Here is a 17411-nt window from a genome sequence, read left to right as displayed (position 1 = left end):
TCCAATATATTAGCTCCTCGCTCCCGGCACGCACCCCTCCCCCGGCCTAAGCTCCTCTCGCCCGGCGGATGCGGTCCTCGTGCCGGGCAATGTTCGGATCAGAGACCATGGACCAGCAGAAGCTCGACAGGGCGATCGGTCGCCGATTGAAGACTTTGAGGACGCAGGCCGGCATGACCTTGAACGAACTTGCCGCGCGCTCCGGCGTCAGCCGGGCCATGATCGGGCGGGTGGAGCGGGCGCAGAGCAGTGCGACGGCGGCGCTGCTCAACAAGCTCTGCGCCGCGCTCGATGTTTCGCTCAGCGACGTCGTCGCGCTCTCGGAGAAACCGCCGGAGCGGCTGACGCGGCTGGCCGACCAGCCACAATGGCGCGATCCCGACAGCGGCTACCGCCGGCGTCATGCCTCGCCGGCCGATGCGGCGAGCGGCATCGAGATCATCGTCGTCGACCTGCCGGCCGGCGCGCGCGTGTCCTACAGCCCCTGGGGCCGCAACGCCTTCACCCAGCAGCTCTTGATGCTGGAGGGGACGGTCTGCGTGCATATCGACGCCAAGGCGGTGCGGCTGCGTGACGGTGACTGCCTCGACTTCGATGTCATGCGTTCCGTGACCTTCGAGAACGAAACCAAGCACGACGCACGCTACGTCGTCATCACGCGGCGCGGCACGTCATACGGGAAAATGTGATGTCGCTGATCGTCCGGGACGCTACCTCCGAGGATGCCGAGGATATCCTCGCGATCTATAATTATGCTGCGATCAACACCACGGCGGTCTGGACCGACGGTCCGGCCGATCTCGCCTCGCGACGCGAATGGATCCGCGCACGGCAGCAGGCAGGCTATCCCGTGCTGGTCGCGATGAAGGGCAGGGACGTCGTCGGCTTCGCCTCGTTCGGCGATTTCCGGCCCTTTCCCGGCTATCGCCACACCGTGGAGAATTCGGTCTATGTCGACGAACGGCATCGCAGGGCAGGGATCGGCCGCAGCCTGCTGGCCGCGCTGATCGAGCGTGCCACGGCGCTGGACAAGCATGCGATGGTCGCGGGGATCGAGGCCGCCAATGTCGGCTCGATCGGCCTGCACGCCTCGCTCGGTTTTGCCGAGGTCGGCCGCATGCCGGAGGTCGGCTGCAAGTTTGGCCGCTGGCTCGATCTCGTCTTCATGCAGAAGACGCTTGCAAGTAACGTGAGACCCTGACGATGCAGATCCGCACCGGCGATACCTTCGATCCGCGCGTCGTCGCGCTGCTCGATCACCACGTTACGACGGCGCGGGCGCAGACCGCCCGCGGCAGCGCGCATGCGCTCGATCTCGCCGGGCTTCGCGCCAGCGGCGTCGCGTTCTGGACCGGCTGGGATGGCCAGACCCTGGTTGCGACCGGCGCGCTGAAAACGCTCTCGGCCGACCACGGCGAGGTGAAGTCGATGCACACGCTCCAGACCACGCGCCGCCGCGGTTTTGGCGGCCTGATGCTCCGCCACATCATTGCCGAGGCGCGCAGGCGTGACATGACGCGGCTGAGTCTGGAAACCGGCTCGTGGGACTATTTCAAGCCGGCCCACGCGCTCTACCGCGCCCATGGCTTTGTGCCTTGCGGTCCGTTCGAGGGCTACGCCGAGGACCCCAACAGCCTTTTCCTGACGCTTGATCTCTCGGGATCGGCGACTCGATAATCAGGGGCGCGTTTCTTCGATCTTGTCGAGCACGCGCTCGGGGGCGATGTCCCGGGCCGCCTCCTCCAGATCGCGCTCGGACTCCGGCTTGACGTCGAGCCGTTCGGCGATCTGCGCCAGAAGGCGGGCGACCTTGGTGAGCTCGTGCTCGGCAAGCAGGCTGATCTGGAGGTCGAGATCGGCGCGCTTGTCCGCTGCTGCGGTCATGCGGTTCTGCGAGATCAGCACGAATGTCGAGAGGAAGATTGCCTCCACGGACGCGACCATCGCCAGCATCACGAAGCTCTCGTCCCAGGCGGGGATACCCGGCAGCCAATGTAGATTGGCGATGATCCAGAAGCCGCACACGGCGAGGTGCAGGTAGACGAACCTCATGCTGCCGGTAAACGCCGTGATGGCGTCTGCGACCTTGTCCTCGCTCCGGGCCCCCCGCTGCTCGCGGCGGCGGCGTTCGACCAGGGCCCGGATGTTGCGCTCAAGGGTCGGACTCAGCCCTTCGCCGGGGTCATGGGTGATTTCGCTGCGCACCCGGCGGCAACGGCCGACCTGGACAGCCGTTCCTAGGGAGGAAAAATGACCAGTGTCCCTCAAAATGAGTTGCGTACCTCAAAATACCTCTGCTAGCCTTCAGCCATGACTGAGGAGACCGTTTCCGCCGCGCTGACGTTGAAGGACATTGCCCGCGAGGCCGGTGTCAGCCTCGCGACGGTCGACCGCGTCCTGCACAACCGTCCGGGCGTGCGGCCGGACACGGTCCGACGCGTCCAGGAGACGATCGCGCGCAACGCCTTCCAGCCGCATGTCGCCGCCGCCGAGCTCGCCCGTGGCCGCGCCCGCCGCTTTGCCTTCGTGATGCCGTCGGGGCCAAACCCGTTCATGCAGCAGATCGAGGCCTATCTCGGCGAGATGTCGGCCTGGCTCTCGGCCCGGCGGCTCAATGTCGAGATGGTCGCAACCGATGTGTTCGATCCGTTCGTGCTTGCCGCTTCGCTCGAGGCGCTGTCGGGCGATTGCGACGGCGTTGCGGTGGTGGCGCTGGATCATCCCGGCGTTCGCGCGGCGATCAACGACCTGGTCGATGCCGGCACCAAGGTGGTGACCCTGGTGTCGGACGTGCCGTCGTCGCGCCGCCACCATTATGTCGGCATCGACAACATTGCCGCCGGCCGCACCGCCGCCGCGCTGGTCGGCCGGCTGGTCGGCGAGAAATCCGGCAAGGTCGCGATCATCGCGGGCTCGCAGGGCCTGCGCGATCACGCCGAGCGCATTTTTGGCTTCAATCAGGTGATGGCGTCGGAATTCCCCGGCCTCAGCGTGCTGCCGGTGCTGGAAGGGCGCGATGAGGATGAGCGCTCGCAGCAGCTTCTGGCGCGGCTGTTCGGCAGGCATGCTGACATTGTCGGCCTTTACAACGTCGGCGCCGGCACACAGGGCGTGGCCAGCGCCTTGAGCGAAGCCGGCCGCGAGAAGCAGGTGGCGTTTGTCGCCCACGACATCACCGCGCTGACGCGCCGGCTGTTGTTGCAGGGGGTGATGGATGCCGCGATCTCACAAAATCCGGGACATGAGGCGCGCGCCGCCGTGCGGGTGCTGCTCGCGCTCGCGCGCGGCGAGCCGATCTTGCGCGAGCAGGAGAAGATCAGGATCGACATCGTGATGCGGGACAATCTGCCTTAGGCCGGAAGGGCTGGCGGCAGCGTGAATTTATGAGGACGGCCCGCGGAACAGGCGACGGAGATCGCCGGCCGGGCCAGCAAGGGAGGACGGCGTGTATCTCGGATTGGACATCGGCACGTCCGGTGTGAAGGCGGTGCTCGTGAGCGAAGCCGGCGCGATCGTCGCGACGGCGGCGCGCGAGCTCGTGCTGTCGCATCCGGCGCCGCTGTGGTCCGAGCAGGATCCCGACGCCTGGGTCGATGCGGCGATCGGCGCGGTTGATGATCTCGCGCACCATCATCCGCGCGAGGTCGCGCAAGTGCGCGGCATCGGGCTGTCGGGCCAGATGCATGGCGCGACACTTCTTGATGCGGACGGACGCCCGCTGCGCCCCGCCATCCTCTGGAACGATGGCCGTTCGCAGGCCGAATGCATCGAGCTGGAGCGCCGCTGTCCCTCGCTGCACGCCATCGCCGGCAATCTGGCGATGCCCGGCTTCACCGCGCCCAAGCTGCTCTGGGTGGTGCGGCACGAGCCGGAGATATTCGCGCGCGTTGCAAAAGTGCTGCTGCCGAAGGCCTATGTCCGCTATCGCCTCACCGGCGAGATGGCCGAGGACATGTCGGACGCCGCGGGGACGCTCTGGCTTGACGTCGGCCAGCGCCGCTGGTCGGCGGAGCTGCTCAAGGCTACCGGGCTCGATCTCTCCCACATGCCACGCCTCGTCGAAGGCAGCGAAGTGAGTGCGGTGCTTGCGCCGGAATTCGCGCAATGCTGGGGGATGGCAAAAGACGTCGTGCTCGCCGGTGGCGCCGGCGACAACGCGGCGAGCGCGATCGGGCTCGGCGCCATCGCGCCCGGCGATGCCTTCCTGTCGCTCGGCACATCCGGCGTCGTGTTCCGGGTCACCGATCGCTTCGCGCCGGCGCCGACCTCGGCGGTGCATGCGTTCTGCCACGCGCTGCCCGGCCTCTGGCACCAGATGGGCGTGATGCTGTCGGCGGCGGCCTCGCTGGCCTGGCTCGCAGGCGTGATGGAGATGCCGGCCGCGGCCCTGCTGGCGCCGCTGGGCGAACGCGTCGACGGGCCGAGCCCCATCAAATTCCTGCCCTATCTTGATGGCGAGCGGACCCCGCACAACGATGCCGCCGCCAGCGGCGCCTTCGTCGGCTTGCGCGGTGGGACCGGACGCAGCCAGATCGTCCAGGCCGTGCTCGAAGGCGTGGCCTTCGCCGCGCGCGACAATCTGGCGGCGCTGAGCGCAGCGGGCGGGCCTATTGCCGAGGTTGATCTCGTCGGCGGCGGCTCGCGCTCGCCGCTCTGGGCGCAGATCTGCGCCGACATTCTCGGCATTCCCGTGCACCGCGTCGAGGAGGGCGAGGTCGGCGCGGCGCTCGGCGCTGCGCGGCTCGGCCGACTTGCGGCGACCGGTGAAGACCCAGCGCAGATCTGCACCCGTCCGCGCCGGCTCGCCAGCTTCGTGCCCCGCGCATCCACGACGAGCGCCTATGACGAGGCCTATCGCCGGTGGCGCGCGCTTTATCCCGCATTGAAGGAGACGATTTAAGTGAACGCACCAGCCAAGTTCTTCGATGCAAGCACGCCGGTCGCCTTTGCCGGCAAGGATGCTGGAAACCCGCTCGCCTTCCGCTGGTACGACAAGGACCGCATGGTTCACGGCCGCAGGCTGGAGGACCATCTACGCTTTGCGGTCTGCTATTGGCATTCCCTGTGTTGGCCGGGCGCCGACCCCTTCGGGGGCGAAACGTTCCTGAGGCCTTGGCACCACGGCAGCGATCCGATGGCGATGGCGCGCGCCAAGGCCGATGTCGCCTTCGAGCTGTTCCGCCTGCTGGATGTGCCCTTCTTCACCTTTCACGACGTCGACGCGGCGCCGGAGGGCGCTTCCCTCAGCGAATCCGTCGCCAATCTCAATGCGATCGCCGATCTCTTCGAAGCGAAGATGGATTCGGCCAAAGTCCGCCTGCTCTGGGGCACCGCCAACCTGTTCACGCATCGCCGCTACATGGCCGGCGCCGCGACCAATCCGGACCCCGAGATCTTCACCTATGCCGCCGGCCAGGTCCGCGCCGCGCTGGAGGTGACGCACCGGCTCGGCGGCCAGAACTACGTGCTTTGGGGCGGTCGCGAGGGTTACGAGACGCTGCTCAACACCGATCTCAAGCGCGAGCTCGATCAGCTCGGCCGTTTCGTCTCGCTCGTCGTCGAGCACAAGCACAAGATCGGCTTCAAGGGCCCGATCCTGATCGAGCCGAAGCCGAAGGAGCCGACCAAGCATCAGTATGATTTCGACGTCGCCACCTGCTATGGCTTCCTCGCGCGCTACGACCTCCTGAATGACGTCAAGCTCAACATCGAGCAGAACCACGCCATCCTCGCCGGCCACTCCTTCCATCACGAGGTTGCGCTCGCCGAGGCACTCGGCGTGTTCGGCTCGCTCGACATCAACCGCGGCGACGATCTGCTCGGCTGGGACACCGACCAGTTCGCGATGAATGCGGGCGAGCTGGCGCTGGTGTTCCACGAGATGCTGAATCGCGGCGGCTTCACCTCGGGGGGTCTCAATTTCGACGCCAAGATCCGCCGTCAGTCGATCGACCCCGACGACCTCATTCATGCCCATGTCGGCTCGATGGATGCCTGCGCGCGGGCGTTCCTCGCCGCCGCCGACATGCTCGATGCCGGCGCCCTCACGGCGCCGCTTGCTTCGCGCTACGACGGATGGGCAGGTGCTGAGGGCCGGGCTATTCTGGGTGGCCAACGGTCGCTCGCCGATCTCGCCGATCGCGCGCTGGGGCCCGGCTTCGACCCGCAGCCGCGTTCGGGGCGGCAGGAATATCTGGAATCACTCGTCAACCGCTACGTCTGAGCGAGGTCGCTGATGGCAAGTGCAGATGCAACACCGGTCCTCGAACTCTCCGGCATCGGCAAGGAGTTCGGCGCGATCCGCGCGCTGCATGGCGTCGACATGCAGGTGCTTCCGGGCGAAGTGGTCGGCCTGATGGGCGACAACGGCGCCGGCAAGTCGACCTTGGTCAAGATCATTGCCGGCAATTTTCGTCCCAGTCATGGCGAGATCCGCTTCGCCGGCAACGCGGTCAATTTCAACCGGCCCATCGATGCCCGTACGGTGGGAATCGAAGTCGTCTATCAGGACCTCGCACTCGCCGACAATCTCACGGCTGCCGCCAACGTGTTTCTCGGCCGCGAGCTCAAGCGCAAGTTCGGACCTATCGCGCTTCTCGACCACAAAGCGATGGCGTCGCGCGCGCTGGAACTGTTCGGCGAACTGCGCTCGGAGACGCGCCCTGACGATCTCGTCAAGCAGATGTCGGGCGGGCAGCGCCAGGCGGTCGCGATCGCGCGGACGCGGCTCTCCAATGCGAGGCTGGTGATGATGGATGAGCCGACCGCCGCGATTTCAGTGCGCCAGGTCGAGCAGGTGCTGGGCCTGATCCACCGGCTGAAGGAGCAGGGCGTCGCGGTGATGCTGATCTCGCACCGCATGCCCGACGTGTTCGCGGTGTGCGATCGCGTCGTCGTGATGCGCCGCGGCGAGAAGCGGGCCGACAAGGCGATCGGCTCGACCTCGCCTGAGGAGATCACCGCCCTCATCACCGGTGCGAAGGAGGTGGCGTGATGGCCATGCCCATGGAATCTCTGGTCACGTTCTCGAATGTCGGCAAGACCAAATGGTGGCAGCGCGGCATCTTCGCGTCCCAGACCGGCTATGTCCTGATCGCGCTGGCGGTGCTGCTGGTGGTCATGCATTTCGCCAGCCCGTATTTCTTCACCGAAGGCAACATGCAGAACGTGGCGAAGAATTTTTCCTTCGTCGCGATCGCGACCCTCGGCGTTACCTTCGTCATCATCACCGGCGGCATCGATCTCTCCGTCGGCTCGATGATGTGCTTCTCTGCCATCATCACCTCGATGGTGATGACCGAGCTGTCGACACCCGGCGGGCTCGGCGCATCGCTGTTCGTCCATATGGCGGCTGACGGCAAGACCGTGATCGCCAACATGCCGGGCCTGATCCTGCTTGTCTCGGTGCTGGCGGGGCTTGTCGTTGCGTTGATCATCGGGCTCGTCAACGGCTTCTGTATCGCGACGCTCGGTCTGTCGCCCTTCGTCACCACGCTCGGCATGCTCTCGATCGTGCGCGGCCTCTGCTATGTCGTCACCAACGGCCGTGGCAGTTTTCCAGGCGGACCTGATGCTGATTATTTCTACGCGCTCACCTCGGGCGACGTGCTCGGCCTGCCCGTGCCGTTTATCTATCTGGTGATCCTGGCGCTGGTGATGGCGGTGGTGCTGCACCACACCTCGTTCGGCCGCCATGTCTTCGCGCTTGGTGGCAACGAGAAGGCGGCGGAGCTCACCGGCATCCCGGTCGTGCGGGTCAAGATCGAGGTCTATGTGATCTGCGCGCTCGCGGCAGGTCTCCAGGGCATCGTCATCTCCGGCTGGCTCGGTTCAGCGCCGGCCAACATGGCGACGTCGTACGAGCTCAACGTGATCGCGGCCGCTGTGATCGGCGGTGCCAACCTCGCGGGCGGCATCGGCGGTCCGCTCGGGGCCATCGTCGGCTGCGTGCTGCTCGAGGTGATCCGCAACGGCCTCGTGCTGGCGCAGGTCTCCTCCTACTGGCAGCAGACGCTGGTGGGCGTGATCATCATCCTGGCCGTGCTGGTCGACCGCATTCGCTCGCGGATGATTTGAAGTGACGTCGTTTCGGGAAGGCAAAGAAAATGCTGCCTGTCCGCTTCCCGGACGAATCTCGAGAGGGCAGGCACCAAACAAGGGTGGAGGAGAGACAATGAGGAAGATTCTTCTTGCGGGCATCGCGGTGGCGATGATGGCGACGCCGGCATTCGCGGCGAACTACCGCTTCGTGATCGTGCCCAAGGCGATGAACAATCCGTTCTTCGACTTCGCGCGCGACGGCTGCGAGAAGCGCGCCAAGGAGCTCGGCAATATCGAGTGCATCTACAAGGGGCCGATCGAGCATGAGCCGGCGACACAGGCGCAGATCATCCAGGACTTCATCACCCAGAAGGTCGACGGGCTCGCGATCTCGGTCGCCGACGTCGCAGCCATGACCAAGACGATCGAGGCCGCGACTGCGGCCGGCATCCCCGTCATCACGTTTGATGCCGATGCGCCGGGCTCCAAGCGGATCGCCTATATCGGCACCAACAACAAGGAGTTCGGCGTCGCGCTCGGCAAGCAATTGCTGAAGCTGCGGCCCGACGGCGGCAAATACGGCATGGTCTCGGGCGGCCCCGGCGCCAAGAATCTCGCCGAGCGCGTCGATGGCGTCCGCGAGGCGTTGAAGGGATCGAAATGGACCGAGGTTTCGGGCTCTCCGACCTTCTGCAACGACGATCCCGCGCTCGCGATCCAGCAGATGACCGACATGCGCACCGCGACGCCCGACCTCGCCGCGATCGTTCCCGTCGGTGGCTGGCCGATGTTCGCCCCCGAAGGCTTCAAGGCCTTTGCCTCCAGGAGCAAGAAGGACATCGACAGCGGCAAGTTCACGCTCGTCGTCGCCGATACGCTGAAGATGCAGCTCGAACTGCTGCGTGACGGCTATGCCAATGCGCTGGTTGGCCAGCGTCCGTTCGAGATGGGCGAGAAGGCGATGGACACGCTGCTCGCCATCAAGAAGGGCCAGAAGGTGCCGGAGATCGTCTATACCGGCCTCGACCTCGTGACCAAGGACAACGTGGCGCAGATGTTGAAGTAGCAGATGTTGAAATAGGAGTGTCGCCAGCCCCACACTCCTATGCTCTCTCCCGCTTGCGGTCTCCGCAGGCGGGAGAAATACTGGCTGCTGGAAGGAATGGGAATGCAACGGTCGCGACTGGGTTCACTCGACGTCACCTCAATCGGCCTCGGTACCGCGCCGCTCGGCGGATTGTTTGCTCCGGTCAGCGACGCCGATGCGGCAGCGACGCTCGCGGCTGGCTGGTCGGCCGGCATCCGCTTCTACGACACCGCGCCGCTTTATGGCTTTGGCCTGGCGGAACGGCGGCTGGGCGCCTTCCTGCGGCAGCAGCCGCGCGATTCCTATGCCATCTCGACCAAGGTCGGCCGTCTCCTGCGCGCGCCCGACGGTGCGGCGGTCGAGGATGAGCACTACAAGGGCACGCAAGGTGAGCGGCCCGTATTCGACTTCTCTTATGACGGCGTGATGCGCTCGGTCGAGGAGAGCCTCGTCCGCCTCGGGCTCGATCGCATCGACGTCCTGCTCGTGCATGACCCCGACGATCACTATGACGACGCCGTCACTGGGGCCTTCCGCGCGCTCCAGCGCCTGCGCGCCGAGGGCACGATCAAGGCGATCGGCGCCGGCATGAACCAGTCGGAAATGCTCACGCGTTTCGCCGAAGCCGTGCCGGTCGACTGCTTCCTGCTCGCCGGCCGCTACACGTTGCTCGATCAGGGCGCGCTGGATGCGCTGTTTCCGGTCTGCCGAGAGAGAGGTATCGGCATCCTGCTTGGCGGCATCTACAACAGCGGCATTCTGGCCAATCCGCGTACGAGCGCGAAGTTCAACTACGAGGATGCCGATGCGGCGCTCGTTGCGCGTGCACTCGAACTCGACGAGCTCTGCCGCAGGCACGGCACCGAGCTGAAGGCCGCCGCGCTCCAATTCTGCATGGCCCATCCGGCGGTGACGGTCGCCGTGATGGGCGCGCGCAACGCGGACGAGGTCGCCGACAATATCGCGATGTCGGAACGCACGGTGCCGCCGACCTTCTGGCAGGAGTTGCGGGCGCGAAACCTCGTCGATGTGCGGGCACCGCTGCCGGGTGGAGCGTGAGCCATGGTCATTGACGCTCACCAGCATTTCTGGGATCCCGCGCGCGCCGATTATCCCTGGATGGACGCGCCTGAGCTGGCGCCGATCCGCCGCGCCTTCGGCCCCGCCGATCTCGCGCCGTTGCTGAAAGCGAGCGGCATCGATGCGAGCATCGTGGTGCAATGCCGTTCCGCGGTGGAGGAGACTGAGGAATTTTTGCGCATCGCGCATGCCTCGCCCTCCGTCATCGGGGTCGTCGGCTGGGCCGATCTGACCGATGCCTCGCTCGGCAACATGCTCGACCGCCTGCAGGCCTTGCCGGGCGGGGACAAGCTGGTCGGCATCCGTCACCAGGTCCACGACGAGGCCGATCCCGACTGGCTGTTGCGCGCCGATGTCCAGCGCGGACTGGCGGCAATGTTCGCCCGCAATCTCGCCTACGACTTCCTCGTCCGCACCCGCGAGCTGCCTGCCGCGATCGCGACCGCCAAAGCCTTTCCGCACGCGCGCTTCGTGCTCGACCATGCGGCAAAACCGCCGATCGCCGATGGCGGCAGCGCGGAATGGTCGGACCGCGTCGCGTCGCTTGCCGCCTGCGGCAATGTCTGGTGCAAGGTCTCAGGCCTCGCGACGGAAGCGACCTGGAACGATTGGGACGCGGCGCGGCTGTTTCCGTTCGTCCAGCACGCGGCGAAGTGTTTCGGCGAGGACCACCTGATCTTCGGCTCCGACTGGCCGGTGTGTCTGCTGGCGGGGAGCTACGGCGAGATCAAGAGCGCGCTGGAGGCGTGTCTGGTGAAGCTTGGAGCCGAGGTTCGCGAGAAGGCGTTCGGGGTGAATGCGAGGGCTGCGTATCGGTTGGGAGTTGACTGAGCAAAGCTTGCGCCTAATCAAAGGTATCGTCCCGGCCTAGGGTCTGTTGAGATTCATCTGGAATGGATTACAGCGGTGGCGAGGTAAATCATCGCCTCGAAGCTGCTGTCTGTCTTGTCGCAACGCATTGCTATGCGTTTGAATTCCTTGAGCTTGCCGAAGAAATTTTCGATCAAGTGACGCCATTTGTAAATGTCTTTGTCGATGTCGAGAGGCTGAGCGCGCCTTTGATGTTGCGAGATGACGATCTTGGCCTTGCGTTCGTTCAAGTCTTCGATGATCCAGTTGGAATCAAAAGCCTTGTCGGCGATCAAGCCACCGAACTCGATATCCTTGATCAGGGGCACGACGCCGACGGTGTCAAAGCGATGGCCGGGGAGCAGGATGAACCGCACCAGATTCCCGAGCGCGTCAGTCAGCGCGAGGATTTTGGTGGTCCAGCCGCCTTTTGACTTGCCGATGGCCTGATTTTTGGTCCCCCTTTTGCTCCCTGCCCGTGGCGGTGAACCTTGACGATGGTCGCGTCGACCATGGCGAACTCCATGTCCGGATCATCCGATACGGCATCGAAGATCCGCTTGAAAACACCGGCTTTCACCCAGTCGCGATAGCGTTTGAACACGGTATTCCAGTTGCCGAACGTCGGCGGCAGATCCCGCCATGGGCTGCCCGTGCGGGCGATCCACAGTACAGCTTCCAGAAACAGACGGTTATCGCTTCCACTGCGGCCGGGGTCCCTCGGCTTGCCCAAACAAACCGGCTCCATCTTCGCCCATTGAGCATCTGTCAGAACGAATCGGGGCATGCCAAACTCCTTTCGGAGCTTGAATCACGGACATTCCGTTCTGTGAATCCTGAATCTCAACAGACCCTAGTGCGCAATTGCGCACGGGGGGGCCGGGACCCATAATCACAGGGAGTAGTTTGGCGAAAATTAGTCGTTCGGCACTCCCACCGTCAGCGGCCTGAAAGATCACGCGGTATGGGTCCCGGCCCCCCGTGCGCAATTGCGCACTAGGCCGGGACGACGGCTGAGGTTGAGGAGACAGTACGCGTCGCCTCACGTCCTCGCGGGCACCTGGTCGAGAAATCCGGTGATGCTCTTGATACGCCCGTCTTTCAGCACGGCGAAATCGGTGCCCTTGATTGGGCTGTCGACACCGTCGGGACCGAGGCCCCACGAGAAGCGGATGTGGTCGCCATAGCCGTTGGGTTCGCCGATCAGCTTGAACTTGAACTCGGGAAAGCGCTGGTGCACGCCGGCGATCAAGGCGTCGACGCCGTCATAGCCGTCACCGGTCATCAAGGGGTCGACATAGCTCGCATCCGCCGTCCAGTTCTCGCTGAGCAGCTCGCGCCGGCGGTTTGGCGCGCGCTCGTTCCAGAGATCGATATAGCGGCGGGCGATGGTGACGGGATCGGTCATGGTGTTCTCCTTCGATGACGCCGTGGTTCGGCTGACCTGACTATCGAAGGTTCACGCGCGCTGATCGATTACCTCGGAGGTCATCAGCGCGCGTATTTTTTGAGAAGATTACTTCGCCGCGGTGACCATGATCTCGACGGTGTATTGCGCTGCCGCGAGCTTGGCTTCGACGGTGGCGCGGGCCGGGGTGTTGCCGGGCGACACCCAGCTGTCCCACACCGCGTTCATTTCCTGGAACGTCTTCATGTCGGTGATGTAGATCGTGGCGGACAAGAGCTTCGACTTGTCGGTGCCGGCCTTGGCGAGGTGGCCGTCGATGGTCTTCAGGATGTCCTGGGTCTGCTTGGTCACGCTTTCGCCGGCCGCGTTGTTGGCGACGACGCCGGCGAGATAGACGGTGTTGCCGTGCACGACGACCTGGCTCATGCGCGGGCCGGTTTCAAAACGCTGAATGCTCATTGGGGATCTCCTGGTGGGAATGGCGGCCCTGTCTAGCGCAGCGGCATCGGCCGTGCCACCCCGGGCACGCATGCGTTGCCGGGCACGCATGCGTTGCCGGGCACGCATGCGTTGGCGGGCACGCATGCATTGCCGCCAACGCATGCGCTGCGAGCGATGCGTGCGCCGCCTAACGAAACTGGCTGAAGAAAGCCCAGATCGTCTCGGCGCCGTCGATATCCCCGTTCTGCGGTCCGAGCAGGCGGGTTGCGATCCTCGGGAAGCGCGCATCCGGAGCAAATCCTGGCATGCGGTGGCCGCCGTGGTTGACGCGATAGAGCACGACGTCGTGCCCTCGCGGACAGCGTGACGTGATCCGCGTGACCGTGGATTGATCGGCGGGCGCCTTGTCGGGCATATCAGTTACATCGGCGTCGTCGGCATCGCAGCCATTGAGCTCGCGCCAGAACGCCACGGTCTTCTCGGTGGACCAGAACCCGTCTGCGGCAAAATAACTCGAGCCGCGTCCGCCTTCGTAGGGGATCAGCGGATCGGCCGTGCCGTTCATGATCAGCATCGGCAGCGGCCGCGATGGACGGCACGTGACAGCGGCTTCATCGGTGAGATTCATGATGACGCTGGCGCCGGCCGCGAACAAATCGGCGCGGGCGCAGACCAGCGTCATCACCATCGCGCCACCATTGGAGACACCGGTGACGTAGACGCGCTCTGCATCGGCGGTACCGTCAGCCACGAGTTTCCCGACGAGCTTGGCGATAAAGGCGACGTCATCGGTGCCCGGCGGTGGTCCACGCAGCTCGGGTCCTGCCTTCGTCCGTGCATCGGCCCAGGCATGGTTAAGGCCATCAGGGAAGACCACGGCAAAGCTTTCGCGCTTGGCGATTTGTGGCCACGCCGTCCGCGCGATCATGTCGGCGCCGCGCTGGGTCTTGCCATGCAGCACGACCACGAGCGGCACCGGCTTTTTCGCCGGCAGCTGTACGGTGTAGGACCGTTTGACGCCGTTGACGTCGATCGTTGCGGCGGACGCGGTTGGCGCGACCGCAAGCGCCGCAACAAGCACCCCGATCCGCATCCACCATCGCATGATCTAGCCCACCGCTTTCGCCGCCGCGCGGCCCGCATTGCGCCCCGAGAACAGGCAGCCGCCGAGGAAGGTGCCCTCCAGCGAGCGATAACCATGCACGCCGCCGCCGCCGAAGCCCGCGGCTTCGCCGACCGCGTAGAGGCCAGGGATGACGCTGCCTTCCTCGCCGAACACCCGAGAGTCGAGATCGGTCTCGAAGCCGCCGAGCGTCTTGCGGGTGACAATGTTGAGCTTGACCGCGATCAGCGGCCCCTGCGCGGGATCGAGAATGCGGTGCGGCGAGGCGGTGCGGATCAGTCTGTCGCCGATGTAGCGTCGCGCGTTGTGGATGTTCATCACCTGCGCATCCTTGACATAGGGATTGGCGATCTCGCGGTCGCGCGCTTCGATCTGCATCCTGATCTCGTCGAGCCTGAGCAGATCGTTGCCGGCAAGCTTGTTCATGGCCGCGACGAGGTCTTCGATCTTGTCGCGCACGATGAAGTCGACACCGTGGCTTTTGAACGCCTCCACCGGCGCCGGCGCGCCCTTGTTGGTGGCGCGGCGAAGCGTCATCAGCCAGCTCTTGCCGGTGAGATCGGGGTTCTGCTCCGATCCCGACAGCGCAAACTCCTTCTTGATGATGCTCTGGGTCAGGATGAACCAGGAATAATCATAGCCGGTGGACATGATGTACTGGAGCTGGCCGAGCGTATCGGAGCCCGGAAACAGCGGCGCCGGCAGCCGCGTGCCCGTGGCGTCGAACCACATCGAGGAGGGGCCGGGCAGGATGCGGATGCCGTGGCGCGGCCAGATGGGATTCCAGTTCTGGATACCTTCGACATAATGCCACATCCGATCGCGGTTGATCAGCCGCGCGCCGGCCTTCTCCGTGATGCCGATCATGCGGCCGTCGACATGTTCGGGCACGCCCGAGATCATGAATTTCGGCGGCTCGCCGAGCCGCTTCGGCCAGTTCGCCCGCACCAGATCATGGTTGCCGCCGATGCCGCCGGAGGCGACGATCACCGCCTGCGCCTTCAGCGCAAACTCGCCGACGATAGTGCGCGACGAGCTCTTGCCGCGCTCGACGTTGTCCGGCGCGAGGATAGCGCCGCTGACGCCGTGGACCGTGCCATTGGTGACGGACAGCGCATCGACGCGATGGCGGAACTTGAAGATCAGCCGGCCGCTCTTCGCCGCCTCGCGCGCGCGGCGCTCGAACGGCTCGACAATGCCAGGGCCGGTGCCCCAGGTGACGTGAAAGCGCGGCACCGAGTTGCCGTGGCCCATCGCGTCATAGCCGCCGCGCTCGGCCCAGCCAACCACGGGGAAGATGCGATGCCCCATCGCCCGCAGCCAGTCGCGCTTCTCGCCGGCCGCGAACGTCACATAGGCCTCGGCCCATTGGCGCGGCCAGAAGTCGTCGTCGCGGTCGAAGCCGGCGGTGCCGAGCCAGTCCTGCATCGCGAGCTCGAAGGAATCCTTGATGCCGAGCCGGCGCTGCTCCGGCGAGTTCACCAGGAACAATCCGCCGAACGACCAGAACGCCTGGCCACCCAGCGACTGCTCGCCCTCCTGGTCGACCACGATCACGCGCTTGCCGGCGTCGGCGATCTCGGTCGCCGCCACAAGTCCCGATAGTCCTCCGCCGACGACAATGACGTCCGCCTGCTCAGTCATGAGTTCCCCCCCTGTAGTTGCCCGGAATTGAAGCCAGTTGCCGTAACTGAGATCAAGGGTTTGACGCGTAACACATCATTAACTTGTTCCACTTTGGGATGAAGGCCGACCTGAGTGCAGCGCGGACGCAACACTGGATTTGAATTTGTTTTGAGCGAGCCGGCCTGCCTAGACAAAGCCGCGGTTACAACAGACGCTGGGCGTGCATCACCACCTGACACACAGATTCGAATTCGACTGGGGCGGGGGCCAATGAAGTTTCTGACGGGGTTGCTGGCGGCGATTCTGCTTCTGATCGCTGGAATGGGGGCTTCTCACGCTGTGGTTCGGATCGCGGATGACCGCGGCGGCCGGATCGGAACTTACGTCGACAAGTACCAGGATATGCGGCAGTCCGGCGACACGGTCATCATCGACGGCCTCTGCGCCTCGGCCTGCACCATCGTCCTCGGCGCCATCCCGCACGACCGGATCTGCGTCACCTCGCACGCGACGCTCGGCTTCCACGCCGCCTGGGATTTCGGTGCCAACGGCCGCGCCGTGACCAACGCTGAGGCGACCCAGATGCTCTATGCGATGTATCCCTCGCAGGTGAAGCGCTGGATCTCGCACCGCGGTGGCCTCACGCCGCACATGCTGTTCCTGAAGGGCAGGCAGCTCCAGGCCATGTACAAGCCCTGCTACCTCGACGCCCAGGCCTCCACTAACAAGCCCGCTTCGCCCCGACCCGCGCCGAAAGCGGAAGAGTTGGAGTCCGCTCGAGGCCAGCTGCTCCACTGAGACGATCAGCACGATGTGATTTTTGGTCCGCCCGCGGCGCTTGTCCGTCGGCGGGCTGAAGCCTATTGAGAGGCAGGGACCGGGGTCTTCGCCCCGATCGTTGTCATGGCTCAATCGCTGCACCCGGCGCATCCGTTACAGGACAATTCGCCCACTGCCGGCCGGACGCGTCCGTGCTGCTGTGGACCGGGGCAGGCGTCGGTGGGCTGATGGTGATCGGCGCGCTCGCGCTCTGGTTCCATTACGGCTCCCAAGTGTTCTTCGAAATGATCAGGACCGGCTTTGCCGCCTGCTTCTGACCCGCGACAGGAAGTTTTCCGCTCATGAGCTCCACTGCCCGTCCGCTGGTCATCGCAACCGCCTTCGCCTCAAGCCTCGTCGTCGGCCTGCTGGTGCTGTTCTGGGCCATGGGCGGGGTGAGCAAGGTGGCGCAGCCGGCCGCGATCGGCGGCCCGTTCCAGCTCACCGACCAGAACGGCAAGGCCGTCACCGACAAGGATCTCAAGGGCAAGCCGACCCTGATCTTCTTCGGCTACACCCATTGCCCCGACGTCTGCCCGACCTCGCTGTTCGAGATGTCGGAAGTGCTGCGCGCGATGGGCAAGGATGCCGATAAGGTCAACGCCGTCTTCATCTCGGTCGATCCCGAACGCGATACGCCGGCGACGATGAAGGACTATCTCTCGAGCTTCGATCCGCATCTCGAAGGCCTCAGCGGCGATCCTGCCGAGACTGCCAAGGTCATCACCTCCTACCGGGTCTATGCCAAGAAGGTCCCGACCAAGGACGGCGACTACACCATGGACCACACCGCGCTGATCTATCTGATGGACCGCGACGGCCGCTTCGTCTCGCCGTTCAACCTGAAGCGGACCCCGGAAGAGGCCGCGACCGAGCTGAAGCGGTATCTCTGAAGGGGGCTGTCCGGGCGCAACTGTCTCCACAGCGTCATGGCCGGG

The 17411-nt window shown here is 65.0% G+C and carries 19 protein-coding genes and 1 pseudogene; 14 read left to right on the top strand and 6 right to left on the bottom strand.

Annotation, left to right across the window (positions count from 1 at the left end):
* Positions 1 to 107: 107 nt before the first annotated feature.
* From JJE66_RS08345 to JJE66_RS08335, 3 genes are read left to right on the top strand one after another with little or no spacing between them, the layout of a single operon-like run.
* The gene (locus JJE66_RS08345; RefSeq protein WP_200513755.1) at positions 108 to 689 is read left to right on the top strand and encodes a helix-turn-helix domain-containing protein; all 582 of its coding nucleotides are present in this window, start codon (positions 108 to 110) and stop codon (positions 687 to 689) included.
* On the top strand, positions 689 to 1201 hold the full coding sequence (locus JJE66_RS08340) for a GNAT family N-acetyltransferase (protein ID WP_200513754.1): 513 nt from the start codon (positions 689 to 691) through the stop codon (positions 1199 to 1201). The genes JJE66_RS08345 and JJE66_RS08340 overlap by 1 nt, the downstream gene beginning before the upstream one ends.
* A gap of 2 nt (positions 1202 to 1203) precedes the next feature.
* Positions 1204 to 1677, top strand: coding sequence for a GNAT family N-acetyltransferase (locus JJE66_RS08335; protein WP_200513752.1), 474 nt, complete (start codon positions 1204 to 1206; stop codon positions 1675 to 1677).
* Here the strand turns inward: JJE66_RS08335 and JJE66_RS08330 are convergent, their stop codons facing one another.
* On the bottom strand, positions 1678 to 2205 hold the full coding sequence (locus JJE66_RS08330; protein ID WP_200513750.1) for a DUF1003 domain-containing protein: 528 nt from the start codon (positions 2203 to 2205) through the stop codon (positions 1678 to 1680). It lies immediately after the preceding gene.
* 105 nt (positions 2206 to 2310) lie between these two features.
* On the opposite strand from JJE66_RS08330, the gene JJE66_RS08325 reads away from it, so the two are divergent.
* The 8 genes from JJE66_RS08325 to JJE66_RS08290 all read left to right on the top strand — a co-directional run bounded on the left by JJE66_RS08325 (position 2311) and on the right by JJE66_RS08290 (position 11038).
* Positions 2311 to 3354, top strand: coding sequence for a LacI family DNA-binding transcriptional regulator (locus JJE66_RS08325; RefSeq protein ID WP_200513748.1), 1044 nt, complete (start codon positions 2311 to 2313; stop codon positions 3352 to 3354).
* Positions 3355 to 3445: 91 nt separating this feature from the next.
* Positions 3446 to 4900 (top strand): xylulokinase, encoded by a 1455-nt coding sequence (xylB, locus tag JJE66_RS08320; protein ID WP_200513746.1) that lies wholly within the window; start codon positions 3446 to 3448, stop codon positions 4898 to 4900.
* Positions 4901 to 6223 (top strand): xylose isomerase, encoded by a 1323-nt coding sequence (gene xylA, locus JJE66_RS08315; RefSeq protein WP_200513744.1) that lies wholly within the window; start codon positions 4901 to 4903, stop codon positions 6221 to 6223. It abuts the gene before it with no gap.
* A 12-nt stretch (positions 6224 to 6235) separates the two neighbouring features.
* Positions 6236 to 6994, top strand: a complete 759-nt coding sequence (locus tag JJE66_RS08310; RefSeq protein WP_200513742.1) for an ATP-binding cassette domain-containing protein — start codon at positions 6236 to 6238, stop codon at positions 6992 to 6994.
* Positions 6994 to 8076 carry an ABC transporter permease gene (locus JJE66_RS08305; RefSeq protein ID WP_200513741.1) on the top strand — a complete coding sequence of 361 codons (1083 nt, stop codon included), beginning with the start codon at positions 6994 to 6996 and terminating at the stop codon, positions 8074 to 8076. The genes JJE66_RS08310 and JJE66_RS08305 overlap by 1 nt, the downstream gene beginning before the upstream one ends.
* A gap of 97 nt (positions 8077 to 8173) precedes the next feature.
* On the top strand, positions 8174 to 9106 hold the full coding sequence (locus JJE66_RS08300) for a sugar-binding protein (RefSeq protein WP_200513740.1): 933 nt from the start codon (positions 8174 to 8176) through the stop codon (positions 9104 to 9106).
* A 102-nt stretch (positions 9107 to 9208) separates the two neighbouring features.
* Positions 9209 to 10186, top strand: a complete 978-nt coding sequence (locus JJE66_RS08295; protein WP_200513739.1) for an aldo/keto reductase — start codon at positions 9209 to 9211, stop codon at positions 10184 to 10186.
* Between the two features lie 3 nt (positions 10187 to 10189).
* Complete coding sequence (locus tag JJE66_RS08290) at positions 10190 to 11038, top strand: amidohydrolase (RefSeq protein WP_200513738.1); 849 nt, start codon at positions 10190 to 10192, stop codon at positions 11036 to 11038.
* Between the two features lie 122 nt (positions 11039 to 11160).
* Here JJE66_RS08290 and JJE66_RS08285 read toward each other — a convergent pair.
* The 5 genes and pseudogenes from JJE66_RS08285 to JJE66_RS08265 form a co-directional block, all read right to left on the bottom strand.
* Positions 11161 to 11804: pseudogene (locus JJE66_RS08285) on the bottom strand (IS5 family transposase); the annotation flags it as partial.
* A 294-nt stretch (positions 11805 to 12098) separates the two neighbouring features.
* On the bottom strand, positions 12099 to 12464 hold the full coding sequence (locus JJE66_RS08280) for a nuclear transport factor 2 family protein (RefSeq protein ID WP_200513737.1): 366 nt from the start codon (positions 12462 to 12464) through the stop codon (positions 12099 to 12101).
* A gap of 108 nt (positions 12465 to 12572) precedes the next feature.
* Positions 12573 to 12923: a RidA family protein gene (locus tag JJE66_RS08275; protein ID WP_200513736.1), complete on the bottom strand. Its 351-nt coding sequence runs from the start codon at positions 12921 to 12923 to the stop codon at positions 12573 to 12575.
* Between the two features lie 169 nt (positions 12924 to 13092).
* On the bottom strand, positions 13093 to 14010 hold the full coding sequence (locus tag JJE66_RS08270) for a PHB depolymerase family esterase (RefSeq protein WP_200513735.1): 918 nt from the start codon (positions 14008 to 14010) through the stop codon (positions 13093 to 13095).
* A 3-nt stretch (positions 14011 to 14013) separates the two neighbouring features.
* Positions 14014 to 15672: an FAD-binding dehydrogenase gene (locus JJE66_RS08265; RefSeq protein ID WP_200513733.1), complete on the bottom strand. Its 1659-nt coding sequence runs from the start codon at positions 15670 to 15672 to the stop codon at positions 14014 to 14016.
* 252 nt (positions 15673 to 15924) lie between these two features.
* On the opposite strand from JJE66_RS08265, the gene JJE66_RS08260 reads away from it, so the two are divergent.
* The 3 genes from JJE66_RS08260 to JJE66_RS08250 all read left to right on the top strand — a co-directional run bounded on the left by JJE66_RS08260 (position 15925) and on the right by JJE66_RS08250 (position 17366).
* Positions 15925 to 16452, top strand: coding sequence for a hypothetical protein (locus tag JJE66_RS08260; RefSeq protein WP_200513732.1), 528 nt, complete (start codon positions 15925 to 15927; stop codon positions 16450 to 16452).
* 173 nt (positions 16453 to 16625) lie between these two features.
* On the top strand, positions 16626 to 16751 hold the full coding sequence (locus JJE66_RS38415) for a hypothetical protein (RefSeq protein WP_283818438.1): 126 nt from the start codon (positions 16626 to 16628) through the stop codon (positions 16749 to 16751).
* Between the two features lie 24 nt (positions 16752 to 16775).
* Positions 16776 to 17366, top strand: coding sequence for an SCO family protein (locus JJE66_RS08250; protein ID WP_200513731.1), 591 nt, complete (start codon positions 16776 to 16778; stop codon positions 17364 to 17366).
* Positions 17367 to 17411 lie beyond the last annotated feature (45 nt).

It is taken from the genome of Bradyrhizobium diazoefficiens (assembly GCF_016612535.1).
In the GTDB taxonomy this organism is placed as follows: Bacteria; Pseudomonadota; Alphaproteobacteria; order Rhizobiales; family Xanthobacteraceae; genus Bradyrhizobium; species Bradyrhizobium diazoefficiens_C.
This window is presented reverse-complemented; position numbering and strand designations above follow the sequence as displayed.